The sequence below is a fragment of the Mycobacterium sp. genome (assembly GCF_008709575.1).
Classification (GTDB): domain Bacteria; phylum Actinomycetota; class Actinomycetes; order Mycobacteriales; family Mycobacteriaceae; genus Mycobacterium.
This window is the reverse complement of record NZ_VYIK01000066.1, coordinates 1-19,270: the sequence shown is the minus strand read 5'-3', so window position 1 is coordinate 19,270 and position 19,270 is coordinate 1. Positions and strand designations below refer to the sequence as shown.

The 19,270-nt window shown below is 67.4% G+C and carries 17 protein-coding genes and 1 pseudogene; 13 read left to right on the top strand and 5 right to left on the bottom strand.

The features are described from left to right. Positions 1-584, bottom strand: a 584-nt coding sequence (locus F6Q13_RS14335; protein WP_293057692.1) for a cbb3-type cytochrome c oxidase subunit I, incomplete at its 3' end; no start/stop codon positions are given. A 227-nt stretch (positions 585-811) separates the two neighbouring features. Here F6Q13_RS14335 and F6Q13_RS14330 point away from each other — a divergent pair. The 7 genes from F6Q13_RS14330 to F6Q13_RS14300 are packed head-to-tail and all read left to right on the top strand — an operon-like array spanning position 812 to position 5,121. Then, entirely contained in the window at positions 812-2,026 is a 1,215-nt protein-coding gene (locus tag F6Q13_RS14330; RefSeq protein WP_293057689.1) for a YeeE/YedE thiosulfate transporter family protein, read from the top strand. Next, positions 2,023-2,256: a hypothetical protein gene (locus tag F6Q13_RS14325; protein WP_293057686.1), complete on the top strand. Its 234-nt coding sequence runs from the start codon at positions 2,023-2,025 to the stop codon at positions 2,254-2,256. Before F6Q13_RS14330 ends, F6Q13_RS14325 begins: the two co-directional genes overlap by 4 nt. A gap of 2 nt (positions 2,257-2,258) precedes the next feature. Then, positions 2,259-2,543: a DUF2892 domain-containing protein gene (locus F6Q13_RS14320; protein ID WP_293057683.1), complete on the top strand. Its 285-nt coding sequence runs from the start codon at positions 2,259-2,261 to the stop codon at positions 2,541-2,543. Beyond that, entirely contained in the window at positions 2,533-3,393 is an 861-nt protein-coding gene (locus F6Q13_RS14315; RefSeq protein ID WP_293057680.1) for a sulfite exporter TauE/SafE family protein, read from the top strand. Before F6Q13_RS14320 ends, F6Q13_RS14315 begins: the two co-directional genes overlap by 11 nt. A 48-nt stretch (positions 3,394-3,441) precedes the next feature. Next, on the top strand, positions 3,442-3,798 hold the full coding sequence (locus F6Q13_RS14310; protein WP_293057677.1) for a DsrE family protein: 357 nt from the start codon (positions 3,442-3,444) through the stop codon (positions 3,796-3,798). Between the two features lie 49 nt (positions 3,799-3,847). Beyond that, positions 3,848-4,726 (top strand): FAD-dependent oxidoreductase, encoded by an 879-nt coding sequence (locus F6Q13_RS14305; protein WP_293057674.1) that lies wholly within the window; start codon positions 3,848-3,850, stop codon positions 4,724-4,726. Further along, positions 4,687-5,121, top strand: a complete 435-nt coding sequence (locus F6Q13_RS14300) for an FAD/NAD(P)-binding oxidoreductase (RefSeq protein ID WP_293057671.1) — start codon at positions 4,687-4,689, stop codon at positions 5,119-5,121. Before F6Q13_RS14305 ends, F6Q13_RS14300 begins: the two co-directional genes overlap by 40 nt. A gap of 27 nt (positions 5,122-5,148) precedes the next feature. On the opposite strand, the gene F6Q13_RS14295 is transcribed toward F6Q13_RS14300, so the two are convergent. Further along, positions 5,149-6,555, bottom strand: coding sequence for a dihydrolipoyl dehydrogenase (locus F6Q13_RS14295; protein ID WP_293057668.1), 1,407 nt, complete (start codon positions 6,553-6,555; stop codon positions 5,149-5,151). Positions 6,556-6,692: 137 nt separating this feature from the next. Then, positions 6,693-7,658, bottom strand: coding sequence for an NAD(P)H nitroreductase (locus F6Q13_RS14290; RefSeq protein ID WP_293057694.1), 966 nt, complete (start codon positions 7,656-7,658; stop codon positions 6,693-6,695). Positions 7,659-7,790: 132 nt separating this feature from the next. Here F6Q13_RS14290 and F6Q13_RS14285 point away from each other — a divergent pair, with 132 nt between their 5' ends. Next, positions 7,791-8,603 (top strand): glycoside hydrolase family 16 protein, encoded by an 813-nt coding sequence (locus F6Q13_RS14285; RefSeq protein WP_293057665.1) that lies wholly within the window; start codon positions 7,791-7,793, stop codon positions 8,601-8,603. 12 nt (positions 8,604-8,615) lie between these two features. On the opposite strand, the gene F6Q13_RS14280 is transcribed toward F6Q13_RS14285, so the two are convergent. Then, positions 8,616-10,139: a hypothetical protein gene (locus tag F6Q13_RS14280; RefSeq protein WP_293057662.1), complete on the bottom strand. Its 1,524-nt coding sequence runs from the start codon at positions 10,137-10,139 to the stop codon at positions 8,616-8,618. Between the two features lie 70 nt (positions 10,140-10,209). On the opposite strand from F6Q13_RS14280, the gene F6Q13_RS14275 reads away from it, so the two are divergent. The 4 genes from F6Q13_RS14275 to F6Q13_RS14260 are packed head-to-tail and all read left to right on the top strand — an operon-like array spanning position 10,210 to position 13,993. Further along, on the top strand, positions 10,210-11,043 hold the full coding sequence (locus tag F6Q13_RS14275) for a glycoside hydrolase family 16 protein (RefSeq protein WP_293057659.1): 834 nt from the start codon (positions 10,210-10,212) through the stop codon (positions 11,041-11,043). Positions 11,044-11,069: 26 nt separating this feature from the next. Continuing rightward, entirely contained in the window at positions 11,070-12,149 is a 1,080-nt protein-coding gene (galT, locus tag F6Q13_RS14270) for a galactose-1-phosphate uridylyltransferase (RefSeq protein WP_293057656.1), read from the top strand. Then, positions 12,146-13,231 carry a galactokinase gene (locus F6Q13_RS14265; protein WP_293057653.1) on the top strand — a complete coding sequence of 362 codons (1,086 nt, stop codon included), beginning with the start codon at positions 12,146-12,148 and terminating at the stop codon, positions 13,229-13,231. The genes galT and F6Q13_RS14265 overlap by 4 nt, the downstream gene beginning before the upstream one ends. Positions 13,232-13,237: 6 nt before the next feature. After that, positions 13,238-13,993: a Mut7-C RNAse domain-containing protein gene (locus tag F6Q13_RS14260; RefSeq protein WP_293057650.1), complete on the top strand. Its 756-nt coding sequence runs from the start codon at positions 13,238-13,240 to the stop codon at positions 13,991-13,993. A 25-nt stretch (positions 13,994-14,018) separates the two neighbouring features. Here F6Q13_RS14260 and F6Q13_RS14255 read toward each other — a convergent pair whose 3' ends face one another. Then, complete coding sequence (locus F6Q13_RS14255; protein WP_293057647.1) at positions 14,019-16,385, bottom strand: lysylphosphatidylglycerol synthetase family protein; 2,367 nt, start codon at positions 16,383-16,385, stop codon at positions 14,019-14,021. A gap of 114 nt (positions 16,386-16,499) precedes the next feature. On the opposite strand from F6Q13_RS14255, the pseudogene F6Q13_RS14250 reads away from it, so the two are divergent. Then, positions 16,500-19,079 (top strand): annotated as a pseudogene (locus F6Q13_RS14250) (GH92 family glycosyl hydrolase); the annotation flags it as partial. Between the last annotated feature and the right edge of the window lie 191 nt (positions 19,080-19,270).

Genomic DNA, 19,270 nt, shown 5'->3' with positions numbered 1-19,270 from the left:
CAGACCACGGTGGTGATCATGTTGACCGCGCCCAAGATGGTGCCCAGACCGGCCATGATCAGGCCCACGACCCACAAGTCGCCGCCGACGCCGGGCGAGTGAATGGCGGTGGACAGCGGTGTGTAGGCGGTCCAGCCGAAATCCGCCGCCCCACCCGGGGTGATGAAGCCCGACAGCGTGATCAGCGCACCGAACAGAAACAGCCAAAACGAGAACGCGTTGAGCCGGGGGAACGCCACGTCGGGGGCGCTGATCTGCAGCGGCAGCACCAGGTTGGCGAACCCGAACACGATCGGGGTGGCATACAGCAGCAACATGACGGTGCCGTGCATGGTGAACAGCTGGTTGTACTGCTCGTTGGACAAAAACTGCAAGCCGGGCGCGGCCAGCTCGGTGCGCATCAACAGTGCCATCAGCCCACCGAGGAAGAACAGGCTCATGCAGGTGACCACGTACATGATGCCGATCGTCTTGTGGTCGGTGGTGGTGATCAGCTTGTAAACCAGCGTGCCCTTGGGCCCCAACCGGGCCGGAAACGGACGGTGCGCCTGCAATGCGGTAACAGGTGGTGCTTGTGCAGTCATAACCCCTCCATCGTCAGACGTTCCCGACGTCGGGGAACCTCAAACCCGAGATCGATGGTTTCCACCCTAATACCTCTGGGGGTATTGTGCGAGGTGGTGATTTGGTCGGTGAAATGTGTTTGCGCGGAGGGCGAGATGGCGTCCCATGACGTCGGCCGGGCCCGCAGCGCACGGCAGGGATGCCGTCGGCTGGTGGCGGGCCGATCGTGGCGGGGGCCGGCGGACCGATGATCACGGTCACCGCTCCGCTCTGGGTTGGCCTGATCGTCGGGATGCTCTTCGGCGGTATCGGCGAGCTCTGGGGCATCGGAAACCCCGAAACCCTGATCCGGCTGGCTCGTTGGCAGGACAGACTGGTGGCGGGTTGCATCGCCATCGTGTGCGCCGTGGGCGCGGTAAGCATCTATGGCCTGTATGCCCTGGGGTTTTCGATGCATTTTTCACCGAAGCCGACATATATTGCCGGTGTGGTCATCGGTGGACTTCTCTTCGGTGCCGGAATGGCTATTTCCGGGTATGTGCCGGGGTCTGAATTGATGGCCCTGGGAGAAGGACGGCAGGATGCTTTCTATGCCTTTCCTGGCGGTCTCCTCGGTGCGGCGGCCTGGACACTCCTCTATCAAACCGGATTGGGCGATTGGCTCGTGCACACAGCCAATTATGGCGATCTTATCGCGACCGGATCGATCCATCAGATTCGCCCGGCGCTGACGTTGCTCATCGCGATTGCCTACGCCATCGCACTTCTCGCCGTTGCGGCATTGCTGCCGCGCTATCAGGGTGGCACTAACTTTGTGACTCAAATGCTGCGGGGGAAAACCAATCAGCAGGATCAAGAATGGACGGCGGATACGGCCGCATACCTGGCGGAAGGCGGTTTGGGCCAGCCGACATCCGGCTGGCTGCAGAACATGGTCGCCGATGTGCCGACGAGCAACTTTTATTCGCGGGTGAAACTAGGGACCAATATTTTCGTCGGCATCGTGATAACAGTGGCGATTTTCCTGCATCAAATTTTCGGTGAATCGACGACATATTCATGGTTCGCCGGTCATTTATTTCTTCCTGATTTCACCTACAGTAAATTAGTGTTCCGCGAGATCGGCTGGGAGCCTTTTTCGGATATCGGCACTTTTCTGGGCGCCTTGATCTCAGCCCTGTTTGTGAGTCGGCGTTTTCAGAATTTCAGACCGGTCATCCCGCCGTCATGGCGTAACCGGTTCGGGCAGAGCCGGTCCAAGCGGGCACTGGGCAGCTTCGGTGGTTTTTTCCTCGTGATGTTTGGTGCCCGGATGGCGGACGGCTGCACCAGCGGGCACATCCTCAGCGGAGGAGTCCAGATGGCCGTCAGTGCCTGGGTGTTCGCGATCGCGTTCTTCGTCGCGATGATTGCGACTGCTCGTGTCGTCTACGGGAACGCCAGCGTCAAGGTGTCGGGATGACACGACAGGAGATGCGGCTGCTGGTCGTCGTCGTGTGCGGTGCGGCAGCGACGTGTCTGCTGGCCGGATGGTTGACCCACAACCACACGTCGACTCCGCTGACGCTGTCCGAGGTGCTGGTCCCGGCCCTGATCCCGGCCGGGCTCCTCGGCTACGTCACGGTCTACTACCGGCGGGGTACTTCACAAAGTGGCGGTCGACGTGATCAGTCGACAACCGAAGGGAGATGATCATGAACAATCAGCAACAGCAGGCGTCGATACCACGCGGGGCGTTCGGGATGCCCAAGCCGCAGGGCTGGACGATTGAGCGAGTCGTCAACCTGATGGCCGGTGTCATGGTGCTGCTTACCCTGACCCTGGGGCGGGTAGTTTCCGGCCGCTGGCGCCTTCTCACGGCGTTCGTCGGCGCAAATCTCATTCTCGACGCAGCGGTGGGGTGGTGCCCAAGCAGTGTGCTGTTGCATCGGCTGGGGATCCCCACCGTCGTCGAACGCGCCCAGACCCGTGCTGGGTGATCCCGTCGGCGCGGGCGGTCTTGTCGCTGCGCTGCCGTTAGGTTTTGTGATCGGACTCGCGCTGGGCGGTCTCGGCGGTGGCGGCTCGATTTTGGCGGTGCCGGCTCTGGTCTATGGGGTGGGCGAATCCGCCCACGCGGCGACGACGACATCGCTGGTGGCGGTGGGAGCCACCGCGCTGGTCGGAATGATGGGCTATGTGCGCGCAGGCCGGGTGCGGGTCGTCGCGGGGCTCATCGTCGGGCTGGTCGGGCTGGGGGGTTCGCTGCTCGGCTCCCTGATGAGCAGATCGATTCCCGACAACGTTTTACTGCTGGCGTTTTCGGTGTTGATCCTGTTAGCCGCGTGGCGCATGCACACCCGCCACACCGAGACGCCCTGCTCCGCAAAGCAACTGGCTGCCGTCGGTGCGCGGCAGGACTCGGCCACCGGCGTTGAAGGTGCCGCGCTGACGGCGACGGATAAAGCCGTCAGACATAGCGCCGCCGCGGGCAAAGTGGTGATCGCCGGCAGCATCGTCGGTTTTCTCACCGGGTTCTTCGGGGTGGGCGGCGGTTTCGTGATCGTGCCCGCGCTGGTCTTGGCGCTGGGCTATGAGATGCCCGTCGCCGTCGGGACTTCACTGCTGGTCATCGCCATCAGTTCGGCGGAAAGTCTGCTGTTTCGCCTCTCGAGCGAAGAGATCGACTGGCGGGTGGCGATCCCGTTCACGGCGGCTGGACTGGTCGGTGTGCTCGTCGGGGGCATGACCGCCACCCGGGTGCCGGCCGAGCGACTCACCCGGTGGTTCGTGTGGTTGCTCGTCGCGGTCGCCGGGTATACCGCAGTCCAGTCCGTGATGAGCATGTGAAGTTTCGCACGATTCCTGACGGATTCCTGACGAGAGGAATGTCACCTCATGCCTGCATCTGAGCAGTCGACTTTGGTGGTGCTGACGACCGGGAAGGAAGCTTTTGTCCGGGCCAATGCGGTGTTGCAGATGACGTTGATGGTGCGCAAGACCGGTGGGATGCCGGTGGAGTTGCTGCTGCTGGGTCCCGGTGTGGAGATTTTGCGGTCGAATCAAAAGAATTCTGCGCAGTTCGAGCAGGAGTTGGGTGAGCTGCGGCGCGCGGGTGTGCAGGTCAGTGTTTGTGAGGTGGCGCTGGCGAGCCTGGGGCTTACCCGAGACCAGATGTTTGATGCCGAGGTGGTCAAGGGTGGGGTGCAGGTGGGTACCCGGATCGGGCAGGGCTGGAATGTGCTGACGTTTTGACAGCGATCTCCTACGCCCTGAACAACACATCGACAGAAAGGATCTGCTGATGGGCACGGCCAAGCCGACGGTGGTGGTGTTGGGCAGCAGTTTCGCCGGGCTGACCACGGCGCGTTTCATCCGTGAGCATGCCGGGGATCGGGTTGATCTTGTGGTCGTCGACCGTAACCCGTATCTGACGTTCGTGCCGAACATCCAGATGGAAGTCCTGGCCGGGCACGACCCGCTGGAGACGATGCTGTTGGATACTGCGCCGATTCACGGCAAGGACGGCAACACGTTTCTCAACGCCGAGGTGGTGGCGCTGGACCCGGATACCCGCCGGGTGCAGATCGTGCCCAGCGACCGGCCGGGTTCTGCTGTGGAGAGCCTGGCCTATGACTATCTGGTGATCGCGTTGGGCAATCGGTTGGCCTATGACCGCATCGCCGGGTTCGGGGAGTACGGCGACACGGTGTCGAGCGGGTTTTACGGCAACAAGTTGCGGCGGCGGCTGGCGGCCTACAAGGGGGGTCCGATCGCGATCGGGTCGGCCCGGTTTCATCAGGGCCTGCAGGACAAGCCGGATTGGCTGCCGGTGGGTTTGGCGGCCTGTGAGGGCCCGCCGCTGGAGCTGGGGTTGGCGATGGCGCATTGGCTGCGCACCCATCGTCTCGGTGATGCCCACAAGATCACGTTGTTCACCCCGGCGCAGATGATCGCCGAGGACGCCGGGGAGGCGATCGTCACCCCGTTTTTGCAGATGGCCGCCCAGCAGGGGTTCGGGTATCTCAACAACACCGTCGACGTGGCGGGGCTGCACGCCGAGGGCATCGAGTTCGAATCCGGCGCGAGCCTGGAGGCCGAGATCAAGATCGTCATCCCCGACTGGGTGCCGCATCCGTTTTGGTGGAGCTGCCCATCAGCGACGAACGCGGTTTCGTGCTGACCGACCGGCGCATGCGCAACTCCCGCTATCCGGAGATCTTGGCGGTCGGTGACGCCGCCGCGCTGACCGTGCCCAAGCTGGGCAGCCTGGGCCATCAGCAGGCCGAGATCGCCGCGCGTCAGATCGCCATCGCCGTCGGGGCGCTCGGTCCCGACGACGCCGGCCCCGACTATCGTCCCGAAATCCTGTGTTTCGGCGACATCGGCGGCCACCAGGGCTTCTACATCCACTCCGACACCTGGTACGGCGGCACCACCAGCGTGTTCAAGATGGGCCATGCGCCCTACGCGATGAAGCTGGCCTTCAAAGAGATGTACTTCCGCACCGGCGGCAAACCCCCGGCCTTCGGGGTACCCGCCACCCACCTGCTCATGGACCACTTCCCCGGCGAATAACCCGGCGAATAACCCGGTAGCCGCGTCTTAGCCGACGAGGGTCCGGGCCGCTTTTCCGATACCCTCTGCTGCGGTGGGATGCTGGTCGGCGAACCGGGCCAGGTCATAGGCGGTCAGGCCGGCTGCCACCGCCTCACCGATCTGGCCGATGAGCTGCGCGGCGTCAACGCCGACCACCCACCCGCCGAGCAGCCGCAAGCTCTGGGCGTCACAAAACAGCCGGATCTCTCCGTAGGTGTCACCGAGGATCTGGGCCCGCGAGTCATCGGCCATCGGGTAGGCGGCCTCCACCACCTGCCGTGCCTGCTCGGCGGCTTTCGCCCGAGTCAGCCCCACGTAGGCGCCCTGGGGGGCGGTGAAAATCGTCGCCGGCACGGAATCGAAATCCATCCGGTCGACCACTCGGTTGCCTGCCAGGATATTGTGGGCGGCCACCAAGGATTGGCGTACCGCCGAGTGGAACAGCATGGACCGGCCGTTGACGTCGCCGGGTGCATACAGGTGGGGGTAGCCCGGGAGCTGCATCGACACGTCCACCGCCAAACCGTGGCCGGCCATCGCAAGACCCAGCTCTGTCGCCCCGTCGGGGATCACCGGCCGCCGGCCCACGGCCATCAGCACCAGGTCCGCGTCGAGGGCCCGGTCGGCCTCGCCGTCGCGGTAGTGCACCGTGAAGCCGCCGTCGTCGCAGTGGGTGACAGCGGTGACCGACGCGGACAGCTGGATGCTGATCGTGGGGTCGATGCCCGCGGTGAGCAATGTGACGAAATCCGGATCCATGCCGGCCAGCAGCCCCGGCAGCGCCTCGATCACGGTGACCTGGCTGCCCAAAGCGCGCAGCATGCAGGCCACCTCGAGGCCGACGTAGCCGCCGCCGATCACCGCGAGACGGGCAGGCAAGCTGGTGACCGCCGGTTCCAGCGCGAACAGATCGTGGCTGGTGACACACAATTCCGCGCCGGGGATAGGCGGCACGAAGACGTCGGCCCCGCTGGCGATGATGATCTGGGCCGCCTGAAACCGCTGTGCCGACCCCGCCGTGTTCACCTCGACGGTGTGGGGATCGACCAGCCGCGCGGTGCCCGGCACCAGGCGCAGGTTGGCACTCGCCGCCCGCAGTTCCCCGTCATGCTGGCGATAGCGATCCTTTTGCACCTGGTCTTTCCAGGCGACCACCTGCGCATAGTCGGGAGGCGCGCCCAGCGCCCCGAGCGCCCGGGTCATCGGCGCGGCGGAGACGCGTCGGTACAGCTCGGTGACTTCGTAGACCGCTTTCGACGGTACGCACCCCTCGGCCAGGCAATTACCGCTCATCACGCCCTTCGGGTCGACCATCACTACCTGCTGGCCCGCCCGGGCCAGCGCGAAAGCGGCCGGATAAGCGCCGCCTCCGGCGCCCAGCGTGATCGTGTCGATCTTTTCGGGTCCGTTCATCACCAGTTCTCCCGTAGCTTCCGGTTCCTCGAGCAGGGTGCGATCAGTGGAAGGCTAGCCGCCCCCATCGACCGTACGTCGACCGCCCGGACCGTGATCATCGTCAAATCAAACGTGTTCTGCCGCAGAGTCCTTGGTCAATTGTCGATGTGGAACACCTCATCGAGCGGTCGCCGGGGCGTCGGCGGGGGGACGTCTTCCCCGGCGGGTACCGCACCCACCCGCACCAACACCTGGGGCATCGCGTCACGGTCGAGGAGCGCTGCGACAAGCTCTCGGCTGGCCCGGAGCTCGGTGACATGGGTCACCGGGCAGGTGGCCAAACCGGCCACCGTGCATTCCAGCAGGACCGCGGACAACGCTTCACCGGTCGCCAACGCCGCGGCGCGACTGTCATCGTCGGTGGACAACACCAGAATCGTCGCATCGTCCTTGGAAATCTCGCGACGTCGTTCACTGTGGTGCGGACGTGGGAACACTCGCTCGATATCGACGCGACTGCTCTCGGCCTCCGACGGCAGGGAACTATAGGGAATACCTTCTGTTGCTTCGAATGAACCTGTCCACCAGTCTATTTCATCATGATACGAGGAATCGTAAAGTCGCAGTGACTCCGCGAGCTGGGATGCCTCGACCAGTTGCGGTCGCACATCATCGGGCATGACGTCAAGGTGCACGCCATGAGCACGGATCACCTCGCGCAACCTGGGCTCCAATGATTCCCATTCTGTGGCCACAGCGAACGGCAGCCTATCGGTGCGGCGCCGCGAGATCGCGTCAGCCCGGCGGCGGAGATCCTCGGTCACATCGGTCGGGGCAAAGCCGATGGAGGCCAGATGGGTCGGATCCTTCGGGTCGGGGAACCGCTCGACGACGGTGCGCCAACCGGCCGCGGCCATCGCCACCCGAAGATGATCGAGCACCGCACCGCAACTGATGAGAACCTCACGTCCCGACGGGTCGCCGAGCATCGACCGGCTTGGATCGACGAACAGCCGCAGCTCGCCGCCGCCGAACCGCCACTGCCACGGCTGGCTGTTGTGCAGGGAGGGGGCTCGGCAGGCCAGGCTCACCGCTTGTTTGACGAGTTCGGTATCTGGCATCGGCATGGCAGCCTCCACTCTCACGGTCAAGATCCGGGCCCGCTAACAGCAACACTAGGGCCGAGCCGGCCGGAGCAAGCAGATTTGCGCCTGGTCTGAGGCTCCGGTTTCATCGATGAGGTGGTATCTGAGATGGATCGTCGCAGCATGTTACTGATGACCGGGATCGGCGCGCTGGCGGCCGCTGTCGGTGCCCCGCAGGCGTGGGCCTCGCCGCAGCCGCCGGCCGCACCGGCATCTGCGGCCGGGCCGTATCTGTTCCAGGACGAGTTCGACGGCCCGGCGGGCGCTCCGCCGGATCCGGCCAAGTGGACGGTGCAGACCTGGCAAGACGACGTGTTCCCGCCGGTCGAGGGGATCTACCGCGCCGAGAATGTGTTCCTCGACGGCCACTCCAATCTCGTCCTGCGCGCCAGCCGCGACAACGGCGAGTATTTCAGCGGCAAAGTGCGGGGCAACTGGCGGGGCCTGATCGGCACCACCTGGGAGGCGCGGATCAAGCTGGACTGTTTGTTCCCCGGCTTGTGGCCTTCCTACTGGGCTGTCAACGAGGATCCGCTGCCCGACGGCGAGGTCGACATCTTCGAGTGGTACGGCAACGGCGAGTGGCCGCCGGGAACCACCGTTCACGCGGCATCCAACGGGAAGACCTGGGAAGGAAAATCGATTCCGGGATTGGTCGACGGCGGTTGGCACACTTGGCAAATGCGTTGGGACGAGAAGGGTTTTGCTTTCTCACGGGACGGGGCGCAGTACTTCAGCGTTCCGCCGAAACCCATCCACGTCTACGGCGGCGACCCCGACGACCTGCGATGGCCGTTCAACGAACCCGGTTATTGGCTGTCGCCGATGTTCACTCTGGCCGTGGGTGGAGTCGGCGGCGGCGATCCCGCGCTGGGTACGTTCCCGTGCACGATGCTCGTCGACTACCTCCGCGTCTGGTAGCGATGCACCCCGCTATGGGCGCTGCGCCTTGATCACCTGAACCAGGTTGAACTGCCAGCGCCCCACGAGCCGGAAGCCCAGGTCGTGGGGGACCCCGAAGCTGGGAGTGGCTCCGAAGCGCGGGCCGGGCGCCAGCCGCTCGCCCTGCTCGTGAGCAGGTGCCGACTTGTCGGCCTCGGTGATGATCCACACCACGCGGCAGTGGCTCAACGGCTCGGCGACGACCTGCGGTATCAGGTTGGTATCGAAGACGTCGTTGCGGTCGGTCGCTCGTCGCCACAGGGTGAGGTCGACGAGTTTCCGGTAGGCATCCGGTCGCGCCGCCAGCAGTGGGCGCATCGGGGCTGGCATGAACGTCACCGTGTCGTTGACGAGCAAGCAGTCACCCTTGGCTGCTTTCGCGGCGATCAGATCGGCGACCTGGCTGTAGTCCATTCCGTATTTTGCGTAGGGATTACGTTGCGCCAGAAAATAGTTCGGTGCTGCGGCGACGGCAAAAAGGACGACGACAACAGTCGCCGCCCACGGCGAGACGGCCAGGGCCCCGATGCACACGCCCAGGATCAACGCCACCGCGGGCGCGGTGAAGCACAAGTAGCGCGGGGTGTAGATCGGGTGCACCCACGCCGACCAGGTGACGATCAGCGCGGTCGGTATCGCCAGCCACCCGATGGCCAGGCCCAAAAGCTGCCGATCGGCCGGCACTAATCGAGCAGATGTCCAGCGCCACCGAAAGATCGCAGCAACCACGACCAGCGCGGACATCATCGCGAAGGGCGGGCTTCGTTCGAAATACTGTTGCACGACGACATCTTCGATGGTGCGGCGCCCAATGGGAGCGATCCAGCCGATCTGGTGTGCCTGGCCGACGACCACCACCATAAACGGCGCCACGGCACACCCCGCCAGGACCGCCGTCGTGGCGAAGTGCGCCAACACCTTTGGCGTGCGATAAAAGATGCCGATAAAAACGGCGTGTGACACCAACAGCAACACCAGATAGACGTCGAGCAGAATAGCTGTCGCCGAGGCGATTCCGTAAGACAGCCACACCAGGGCGCTGTCACGTCGCGCAGCATAGAGGAGTAGTACCGTCAGCCACACGGCGGCCATCATCGACAATCCGTACGGGCGAGCCTCGACGCCTGCCCAGGTCGAGCGGGGCAAGAGCCCGCAGATCACCCCGGCGACCACCGCGACCGTGCGCGACGAGAACTGTTTGCCCAGCATCACGACTCCGGCTGCGGCGCCACCGATGGCCAGGCCACTGGGCGCGCGGGACCAGAACTCGGTGGGCGGGACCAGGTCGAACCAGCCGTGCATCAGCAGGTAGTACAGGCCGTGGACGGCATCGACATTGCGCAACATCGGCCACAGCTGGCCCAACGTTCGACTGTAGGAGGCCGAAATGGTTGCGGCCTCGTCGTACCAGAAGGACGGTCGGCCGGCGCCGCCGAGGCTTATCGCGGCCGCCGGCACCCCGACGACCAGCGGATCCAGCTCGGCCGGCAGCCGTGGTATCCGGGCGCCGTGCACCGCGCCAGTACAGCACACCGTCGGCTCAAAGGATGCGCGCCTCGTCGGTCCCGTGGTTTCATGACGAGATATGCCCGAACTGGATCGACGTGCGGTGATGCTGATGGCCGGCATCGGCGTGCTGGCCGCTGCGATCCCGCTGCCGCGGGCCCGCGCCGGTCGGCTGCCGGCGCCGGCCGCGCCGGGTAACCCCGCCGCCGGCGCCTACGTGTTCCACGACGAGTTCGACGGCCCGGCCGGCTCGGCTCCCGACCCGGCGAAGTGGACCGTGGCGCGCGCCCGGGAGTCGATGAAGGACCCGACGTTTTGGGAACGACCCGAGAACGTCGGCCAGTACCGCGACAGCCGGCAGAACGTCTTCCTCGACGGCAAGTCCAACCTGGTGCTGCGGGCGGCAAAAGACGGCGACACCTATTACAGCGGCAAGGTGCAAAGCCGGTGGCACGGCGGCATGGGGCACACCTGGGAGGCGCGGGTCAAACTCAACTGTCTGACCGCCGGGTGCTGGCCCGCCTGGTGGTTGGGCAACGACGACCCCGGCCGTGAGGGCGAAGTCGACATCCTCGAGTGGTACGGCAACGGCAACTGGCCGGCGGCCACCACCGTGCACACCAAAGCCAACGGCTCGCAGTGGGCGACGCACAACCTGACCCTCGACAGCGCGTGGCACACCTGGCGCTGCCAATGGGACGAATCCGGGATGCGGTTCTGGGAAGACTACGCCGAGGGCGCGGCCCCCTACTTCACCGTTGCGGCGCATTCCATCGCGGACTGGCCGTTCAACGACCCCGGCTACACGATGTTTCCGGTCTTCAATCTCGCCGTCGCCGGTTCGGGGGGCGGTGATCCGCGAGGGGGGACGTATCCGGCGGAGCTGCTCGTCGACTGGATACGAGTCTGGTAGCGGCCGGCCGCGTTAGGGTCCAGATCGTGACCGAGCCGACATGCGCCAAGCTGGCCGATGGCCGCGACGTGCTGTTCTTCGCGTTGCCCGGTCACCGGCCCGCGCCGGTCGCCGACCGCCGGCCGCTGCCCCCGGCCCAGCCCGACCCGTCGCAGCTGCGGTTCGACCGGACGACCGGGCAGTGGGTGATCATCGCGCCATGGCGCCAGGACCGCACCTACAAACCGCCGCCCGGCCAGTGCCCGCTGTGCCCGGGCCCCACCGGGCTGACCAGCGAGGTGCCCGCGCCCGATTACGACGTCGTGGTCTTCGAGAATCGGTTCCCGAGCCTGTCCGGTGCCGGGGGGATCAGGCAGCCGGCGCCCGACGGGTTCGTGTCCGCGCCCGGCCGCGGCCGCTGCGAGGTGATCTGTTTTTCCAGCGACCACACCGGGTCGTTCGCCGAGCTGACGGCCCCGCACGCCCGGCTGGTCGTCGACGCGTGGCGCCACCGCACCGCCGACCTGATGGCCCGCCCCGGAATCACCCAGGTGTTCTGCTTCGAGAACCGCGGCGAGGAGATCGGGGTGACGCTGAGCCATCCTCACGGCCAGATCTACGGCTACCCGTATCTGACACCGCGCACCGCCACCATGCTGCAGCAGGCCCGCGAGTATCGGAAACACCACGGCGTCAACCTGTTTGCCGACCTGCTGGCCCGCGAGGTGGCCGAGGGCAGTCGCGTCGTCGCGCGAACCGGGCTGTTCACGGCGTTCGTGCCGTTCGCCGCACGCTGGCCGGTGGAGGTGCACATCTACCCGAACCGGTTCGTGCGCAACCTTCTTGACCTCGACACCGCCGAACTGGACGGGTTGGCCGAAATCTACCTCGACATGCTGCGGCGCTTCGACCGGATGTACTCCGCCCCGCTGCCCTACATGTCGGCGCTGCACCAATTCGCCGACGTCCACGGTCAGCGCGACGGCTACTTCCACGTCGAGCTGATGTCGGTCCGCCGCAGCGCCACCGCGCTGAAGTATCTGGCGGCCTCCGAGTCGGCGATGGATGCGTTCATCAGCGACGTGGTCCCCGAAGACGTGGCCGGGCGACTTCGAGAACTCCGGTGATGCTGCGATATTGCGCACCCGGGCGGATCAACCTGATCGGTGAGCACACCGATTACAACCTCGGCCGGGCGCTGCCGATCGCGCTGCCGCACTGCACCGTCGCGACGTTCACGCCCGCCGACGCCGACGCGGTCACGGTCCACAGCGACCGGATGGACGCCGCGGTGCGGATTCCGCTCGACACGACTCCGGGCCGGGTGACCGGCTGGGCAGCCTATGTGGCCGGGGTGATCTGGGCGTTGCGCACCGCCGGATACCCGGTGCCCGGCGGCGTGATGGCGATCGCCAGCGACATCGAGATGGGATCGGGCCTGTCGTCCTCGGCGGCGCTGGAATGCGCGGCCCTGGGCGCGCTGACCACAGCCGGTGGCGTGCCGATCGATCGCATCGAGCAGGCCCGGCTGGCGCAGCGCGCCGAAAACGACTACGTCGGCGCGCCAACGGGTCTCCTCGACCAGCTGGCGGTGCTGTTCGGGCAGCCGTCGGCCGCGCTGCTGATCGACTTCGCCGACCTCAGCATCGCTCCGGTGCCATTCGATCCCGAGGCGAGCGGGGTCGCGCTGCTGCTGATCGACTCCCGGGCCCGGCACCGCCATGCCGGTGGCGACTACGCGGCGCGGCGGGCATCCTGCGAGCGGGCGGCCGCCGAGCTGCGGGTGCCGTCGCTGCGTGACGTCGGCGACCTGGCGGCGCTGGCGGCGATCGGCGACCCCGTCGACGCCCGGCGTGCCCGCCACGTGCTGACCGAAAACCAGCGGGTAGTGGACTTCGTCGCCGCGATGGAGGGATCGGACTTCGTCGAGGCCGGACGTATCCTGACCGCGTCGCAGGCCTCCATGCGAGACGACTTCGACATCACCACGAGGCACATCGATCTGATCGCCGACGCCGCCGTCGCGGCCGGGGCGCTGGGTGCCCGGATGACCGGCGGCGGATTCGGTGGCGCCGTGATCGCGCTGGCGGCGGCTGAACGGGCGGACGCCGTCGCCCGGGCGGTGCGACGGGCGGTGCGGGCGGCCGGGTACCCACAGCCCGTGATCACCCGGACCCGTGCCGCCGGGGGTGCGCAGCTCCTAGACTGAGCGGCGATGACCGCGCCCGTGGGCTACGTGGACGTCCGGGTTTACGCCGAGCTCAACGACTTCTTGCCGGCCGAATCGCGGGGCGCGACCGTGCGTCGCCCGTTCCGGCCCCACCAGACGGTCAAGGACGTGCTGGAGGCGATGGGCGTTCCACACACCGAGATCGACCTGATCGTGGTGAACGGCAAGCCGCGCGACTTCGCCTGGCGCCCGGCCGCCGGTGACCGCATTGCCGCGTATCCGATGTTCGAGGCGCTCGATGTGGGCGCGACGGCCAGGTTGCGGTCGGCGCCGCTCCGCGATCCCCGCTTCGTGGTCGACGTCAACATGGGCCGACTGGCGTGGCAGCTTCGATTGTTGGGCTTCGACGTGTGGTGGTCCAGTGCTGCCGACGATGCCGAGCTGGTCGATATCAGCCTGAGCCAGCACCGTATTCTGTGCACCCGCGACCGCGGCCTGCTCAAGCGTCGCGCGATCACGCACGGGCTGTTCGTGCGCGCCGAGGATCCCGAGGAGCAGACGCTCGAGGTGATCCGGCGGCTGGATCTGCGCCGGCGTCTGGCGCCGCTGACCCGCTGCCTGCCGTGCAACGGGCTGCTGGTCCCGGTCAGCACCGCGGAGGTGAGCGACCGGCTCGAGCCGTTGACCCGCCGCTATTACGCTGCCTTCAGCCACTGCCTCGACTGTGGTCAAATCTATTGGGCTGGTTCGCATTACAGCAGGCTGGTGCGCCGTGTCGAAAGGTTGCGTTCCCGGCTCTGAAGCGGTCGTCGCCCGGCGGGCTTCTTCAGATCATCTGGTTCTTGGCGAGCCAGCGCATCACCGGCCAGCCGAGGAACACCGGCAGCCAGCAGGTGAGCACCCGGTAGAGCAACACCGCCGGCACGCCGACGGCCGCGGGTACGCCGAAGGCGGCCAGCCCGCCGATCAGCGCCGCCTCGACGGCGCCGATGCCCCCGGGTGTCGGGGCGGCCGAGGCCAGTGTCCCGCCCACCATGGTCACCACGGTGACGGTGACGAACGCCGCATGCCCGCCGAAGGCCTCGACGCTGGCCCACAACGCCAGCGCCGCCCCCAAAGTGGTGACGGCACAACCGAGTACGATCACAGCCAACCGCTTCGGCTGGCGCGCCAGCTGGACCAGGTCGGCGCCGACCTCGCCGAGTTTGGGACGCAGCTCCGCCGCCAGCCAGCGCCGCAACCTGGGCACCAACAAGAATGCGCCGACGATCCCCAGCGCCACCCCGGCGACCAGGTACAGCACCGTGGCGTTGGGGACGAAGTGGGACAGGTCGGCCGACGCGCCCGCCGCGGTGCTGAACACGATCAACAAGCAGACGTGCACGACCACCTGCACCGCCTGCTGCATCGCCACCGCCGAGGTGGCCCGCAGCGCGCTGAGGCCCCCTTTTTGCAGGAACCGGGTCGACAGCGCCAGGCCGCCGACGCCGGCCGGGGTGGTGGTCGCGGCGAAGGTGTTGGCCACCTGCAGAATCGTCAGGTTGCGCACGCTCACCGTGCCGTCGGCGCAGGCCCACAACGAGACGGCGGCACCCAGATACGTCAACGCCGACAGCGTCAGCCCCAGCAGCGCCCACCAATAGTTCGCGGTGCGCAGTTGGGAAAAGAACGCCGAAACCGTGCTGATGAACGGATAGGCGACATAGACCAGCGCCACCAGCAGCACGAGCTTCACGACCTGGCCCGGGGTGAACCGGGTGATGGTCTCGGCCTGGATCTGGTCCGTCCCGGTTTGGCGCATCACCTCGGTGCGGGCAGCGGCCGTGACGGCACGCGCATCCGGCACTGAATGCCGGATCCGTTTGGGCACCGCTGAGGTGGTGAGCCGGCGGGAAGCGGTCAGTACCGCCTGCGTGCCGAACGCCTCGATGGCCGCACCCACCGCCGAGGCCGCGTCGTAGAGCGCGGTGGTGGTCACGAGGAGCTGGGCGACGTCGGATTGCAGCTGGGCGTCGGTGGCGCCGTATTCGGCGCTGCCGAATCCGCCGAACAGCACGGTGCCGCCGTCGACGGTGATGTTCGCGCTGCGCAGGTCGCCGTGCGCGATCTGGTGATCGTGCAGGCGCCGCAGCGATTCCCACACCCGGGTGACCGGGGTCGTCGCCGCGCAGTCGGTGAGCGGGGCGCCGCGGTCCGGCCGGTGCGCGTAGAGCATCCAATTGCGCTGCAGCTCGGCCAGCGCGACGACGGACGTGTTGGCCACGCCGAGTTCGCCGACCGCGATCGCCATCAGCGCGCGGTGCTCGACGGCGCGGCGCATCGAGGCCTGCAGCGGCGCGGTTTCGGTACCGCGCAGCCGCACCTTCTGCCACAGCTGGCGCAGCGCGCCGCCGCTTTGGTCATGCGGGCCGTACAGTTCGACCACTGCCGGCTCGTCGGCTGCGGCCGCGAGCACCAGCGGACCGCGGCTGGCCGGGCGAACGACCGTGAACCCCGACACCACGACCCCGCGCCGGGCCAGCGCGCGCACCGCCCCGTCCAGGGGCACCTCCAGCGCCGGAGTACCCGAAACCAGCACCACCAACGCGCCGACGAACCATCCGACCGCCAGCCCCAGCAACGCGCGGGCCGGCACGACCGCGCTGATCACCAGGTGGATCGGCACGAACGCCAGCAGCAGCGTCCACCACGAGCGCCGCCACCGCGCGGGCAGCCAGGGTCCCGACACGGTGAGCACGGCAGCGACCATCGCGATCCACCGCGGGTCGTCGAGGAACTGCGACGGCACCGTGGAGAGCCGCTCGGAGAGGTCGAAGTGCCATCGGGGCGCGGCGAAGCGTTTGCCGCTGACCGACAACGCCAGAACCGCGATCAGCCCGGCGCCCGCGTAGGCGCCCAGCAGCCGCCATTGCCGGGTGACGATCAGGCTGATCAGGATCACGAACGGCAACGCCAAAATGGCGATGCCGTAGAGCGAATACGCCAGTTCGGATTGGGTCGGTGAGAGCACCCCGACGATCTCGGAGATGGATCTCTCCAGCGCCACCCACTGGGAGCGGGTGATCACCGAACTGGTGATCACCAACACCAGGAACACCGTCGCCAGCGCCAGCCGGATGATGTCGTTGGTCCGTCGGATCAGCGGCTGCAGCAAGCTGCCGGAAACGGTGATATCGCGGCCGTCGACTCGCATGGTCCACCGATCTTCTCACCGGCTCGCCGACAACCTCACCGGACACGGCCGTCGCCGGGACGCCACACCGTACTATCGCGGTATGAGCGCCTGCGCCGCGGCGGCGCTGATCTGATGCTGACGCGGCGGGCTCGGGCGGTCGCCGCGCTGGGCGCGGCGGCGCTGCTGGTCGTCGGGCTGATCACCGCCCCGCCGACGTCATACGAATACCAGCCGGTGCTCGTCGGGGACCCCGCCAAGCACGTCGACACCCTGATCGGTACCGGCACCGGTGGTGAGACGGTGGGCGAGATCAACGATTTTCCCGGCGCCTCGGTGCCGTTCGGCATGGTGCAGTACTCCCCGGACACCGTCGGCACCTACGCCGGCTACGACCACGACATCACCAGCGCCACCGGATTTTCCATGACCCACGCGTCGGTGGGCTGCCCCGCGTTCGGGGACATCTCGATGCTGCCGACCACGACTCCGCTCGGCGCGGCCCCGTGGGACGCCTGGGAGGAGATCGCCCACGACCGCACCGAGGTGGGTGTGCCCGGCTACTACAGCGTGCGCTTCCCCAAGACCGGGGTGAGCGCGGAACTGACCGCCACCACCCGCACCGGTGTGGGCCGGTTCCGCTACCCCGACAACGGTCGGCCGGCGATGTTTCACGTGCGCTCCGGCGCGTCGCTGGCGGGCAATTCCGCGGCGACCATCCAGATCGGCGCCGACCACACCACGATCACCGGGTGGGCGGTCAGCGGCGGTTTCTGCGGCAAGGACAACACCTACACGGTGTATTTCGCGATGAGGTTCAGCCGGCCGTTCACCGACTACGGGGTCTGGGACGGGGTTTCGATCTATCCTTCTGTGCGCCAAGCGTATTCGAGCTACGGCGGATCCAGCGGCGGGTACGTGACGTTCCCGGCCGGGGCGGAGGTGCAGGTGCGCACCGGGCTGTCCTACGTCAGCGTCGACGGTGCGCTGTCCAACCTCGCCGCCGAGGCTCAGGCGAGCTTCGACGACGTGCGCGCCGCGGCGTCGCGCCAGTGGAACGCCGCGCTGTCGCGCATCGCGGTGGCCGGCGCCGACGAAAACGACGTGACGACGTTCTACACGTCGCTGTATCACGCGCTGCTGCACCCCAATACCTTCAACGACGTCGACGGGCGCTACCTCGGCTTCGACGGCGCGATCCACACCGTGGCCGCCGGGCGAACCCAGTACACCAACTTCTCCGACTGGGACACCTACCGGGGCGCGGCCGCCCTGCACGGACTGCTGTTTCCAGAGCGCGCCGGCGACATGGTCCAGTCACTGGTCAACGACGCCGAGCAGAGCGGGGCGTTTCCGCGGTGGGCGCTGGCCAATGCGGCGACCGCCGAGATGACCGGCGACAGCGTGGTGCCGCTGATCGTGAACCTGTATGCGTTCGGCGGCACCGACTTAGACACCCGGGTGGCGCTGCGCTACATGCTCAACGCGGCCACCACCGGCGGAGCGGGCCGCGGCGGCTACATCGAGCGGCCGGGCATCGCCACCTACCTCGAGCGCGGCTATCTGCCGGTGTCCTCGACGCGGTGCCACCCCGGATCGATTCCGGGTGCCTCGATCACGCTGGAGTGGTCGGTCGACGACTTCGCGATTTCGCGCTTCGCCGACGCACTCGGCGAGCCCGCGACCGCGGCCGAGTTCGGCAACCGGGCGCAGTACTGGCAGAACCTGTTCAATCCCACCACCCGCTACATCTCGCCGCGCAACGCCGCCGGTTTCTTCCCGAACGGCCCCGGATTCGTGCCGCCACCGCCGGGCTGTTTCGGCCAGCCGGGGTTCGACGAGGGCAACGCCGCGCAATATGTCTGGTACGTGCCGCAGAACATCGCCGGGCTGGTCACCGCGCTGGGCGGTCGCCAGACCGTGGCCGACCGGCTCGACGCCTTCACCAAGCACATCAACGTCGGCCCCGACGAGCCCTATCTGTGGGCGGGTAACGAACCGGGTTTCGGGGTGCCGTGGTTGTACAACTACGTCGGTCAGCCGTGGAAGACCCAGAAGCTGGTCAACCGGGTGCGCAGCGAGCTGTTCAGTCCCACACCCGACGGGGAGCCGGGCAACGACGACCTCGGCGCGATGTCGAGCTGGTATGTGTGGGCCGCCCTGGGCCTGTACCCGAGCATTCCGGGCACCGCGATCCTCACCTTGAACACGCCGTTGTTCGACCGCATCGAAATCAGGCTTCCCGCAGGCAAATCCATTCGGATCTCCGCCCCGGGTGCCTCCGGGGCGCACCGGATGCGCTACATCGACGCGCTGCGCATCGACGGCCGGCCCTTCGGGCGGACCTGGCTGCCGGAGTCGGTCGTGCGCACCGGCGCCGAGCTGGTGTATGCGCTGTCGTCGCGGCCCGACAAGTCCTGGGGCAGCGCCGAGTCGGCGGCGCCGCCGTCGTTCGGTACGGGCGGCCTGGCCGTGACCGTCAACGTGTCACCGGCCGTCGTCGCGATCACGCCGGGCGCCACCGGGACCGTGACCGTCGACGCGCAGCGGATGACCGATGGCCCCGGCGACTACACGATCACCGCCGCCGGCGACGGGATCACCGCGGCGCCGGTGTCCGGCCGGTTCGCCGCCGACGGGTCGGCGCGACGATCGGTCACGATCGCGGTAGCGCAGTCGGTGCCTGACGGGTGCCACCCGCTCGTGCTCACCACCCGGGTCGGCGGGCGCGACCAGACATTCACGCTGCTGGTCGCCGTCGGCAAGCCCGCAGGTGAGATCTGCAGTCAGTCGCCGGGCCGGCCGTCCTGGCCCGCTGTGCCGGGTTCCCCGGTGGTGCCGGCCGTGCCGTCGGGCTGACCCACACCGGCGGGGCCGCCGGCGCCGCCGGGCCCGCCGGGCCCGCC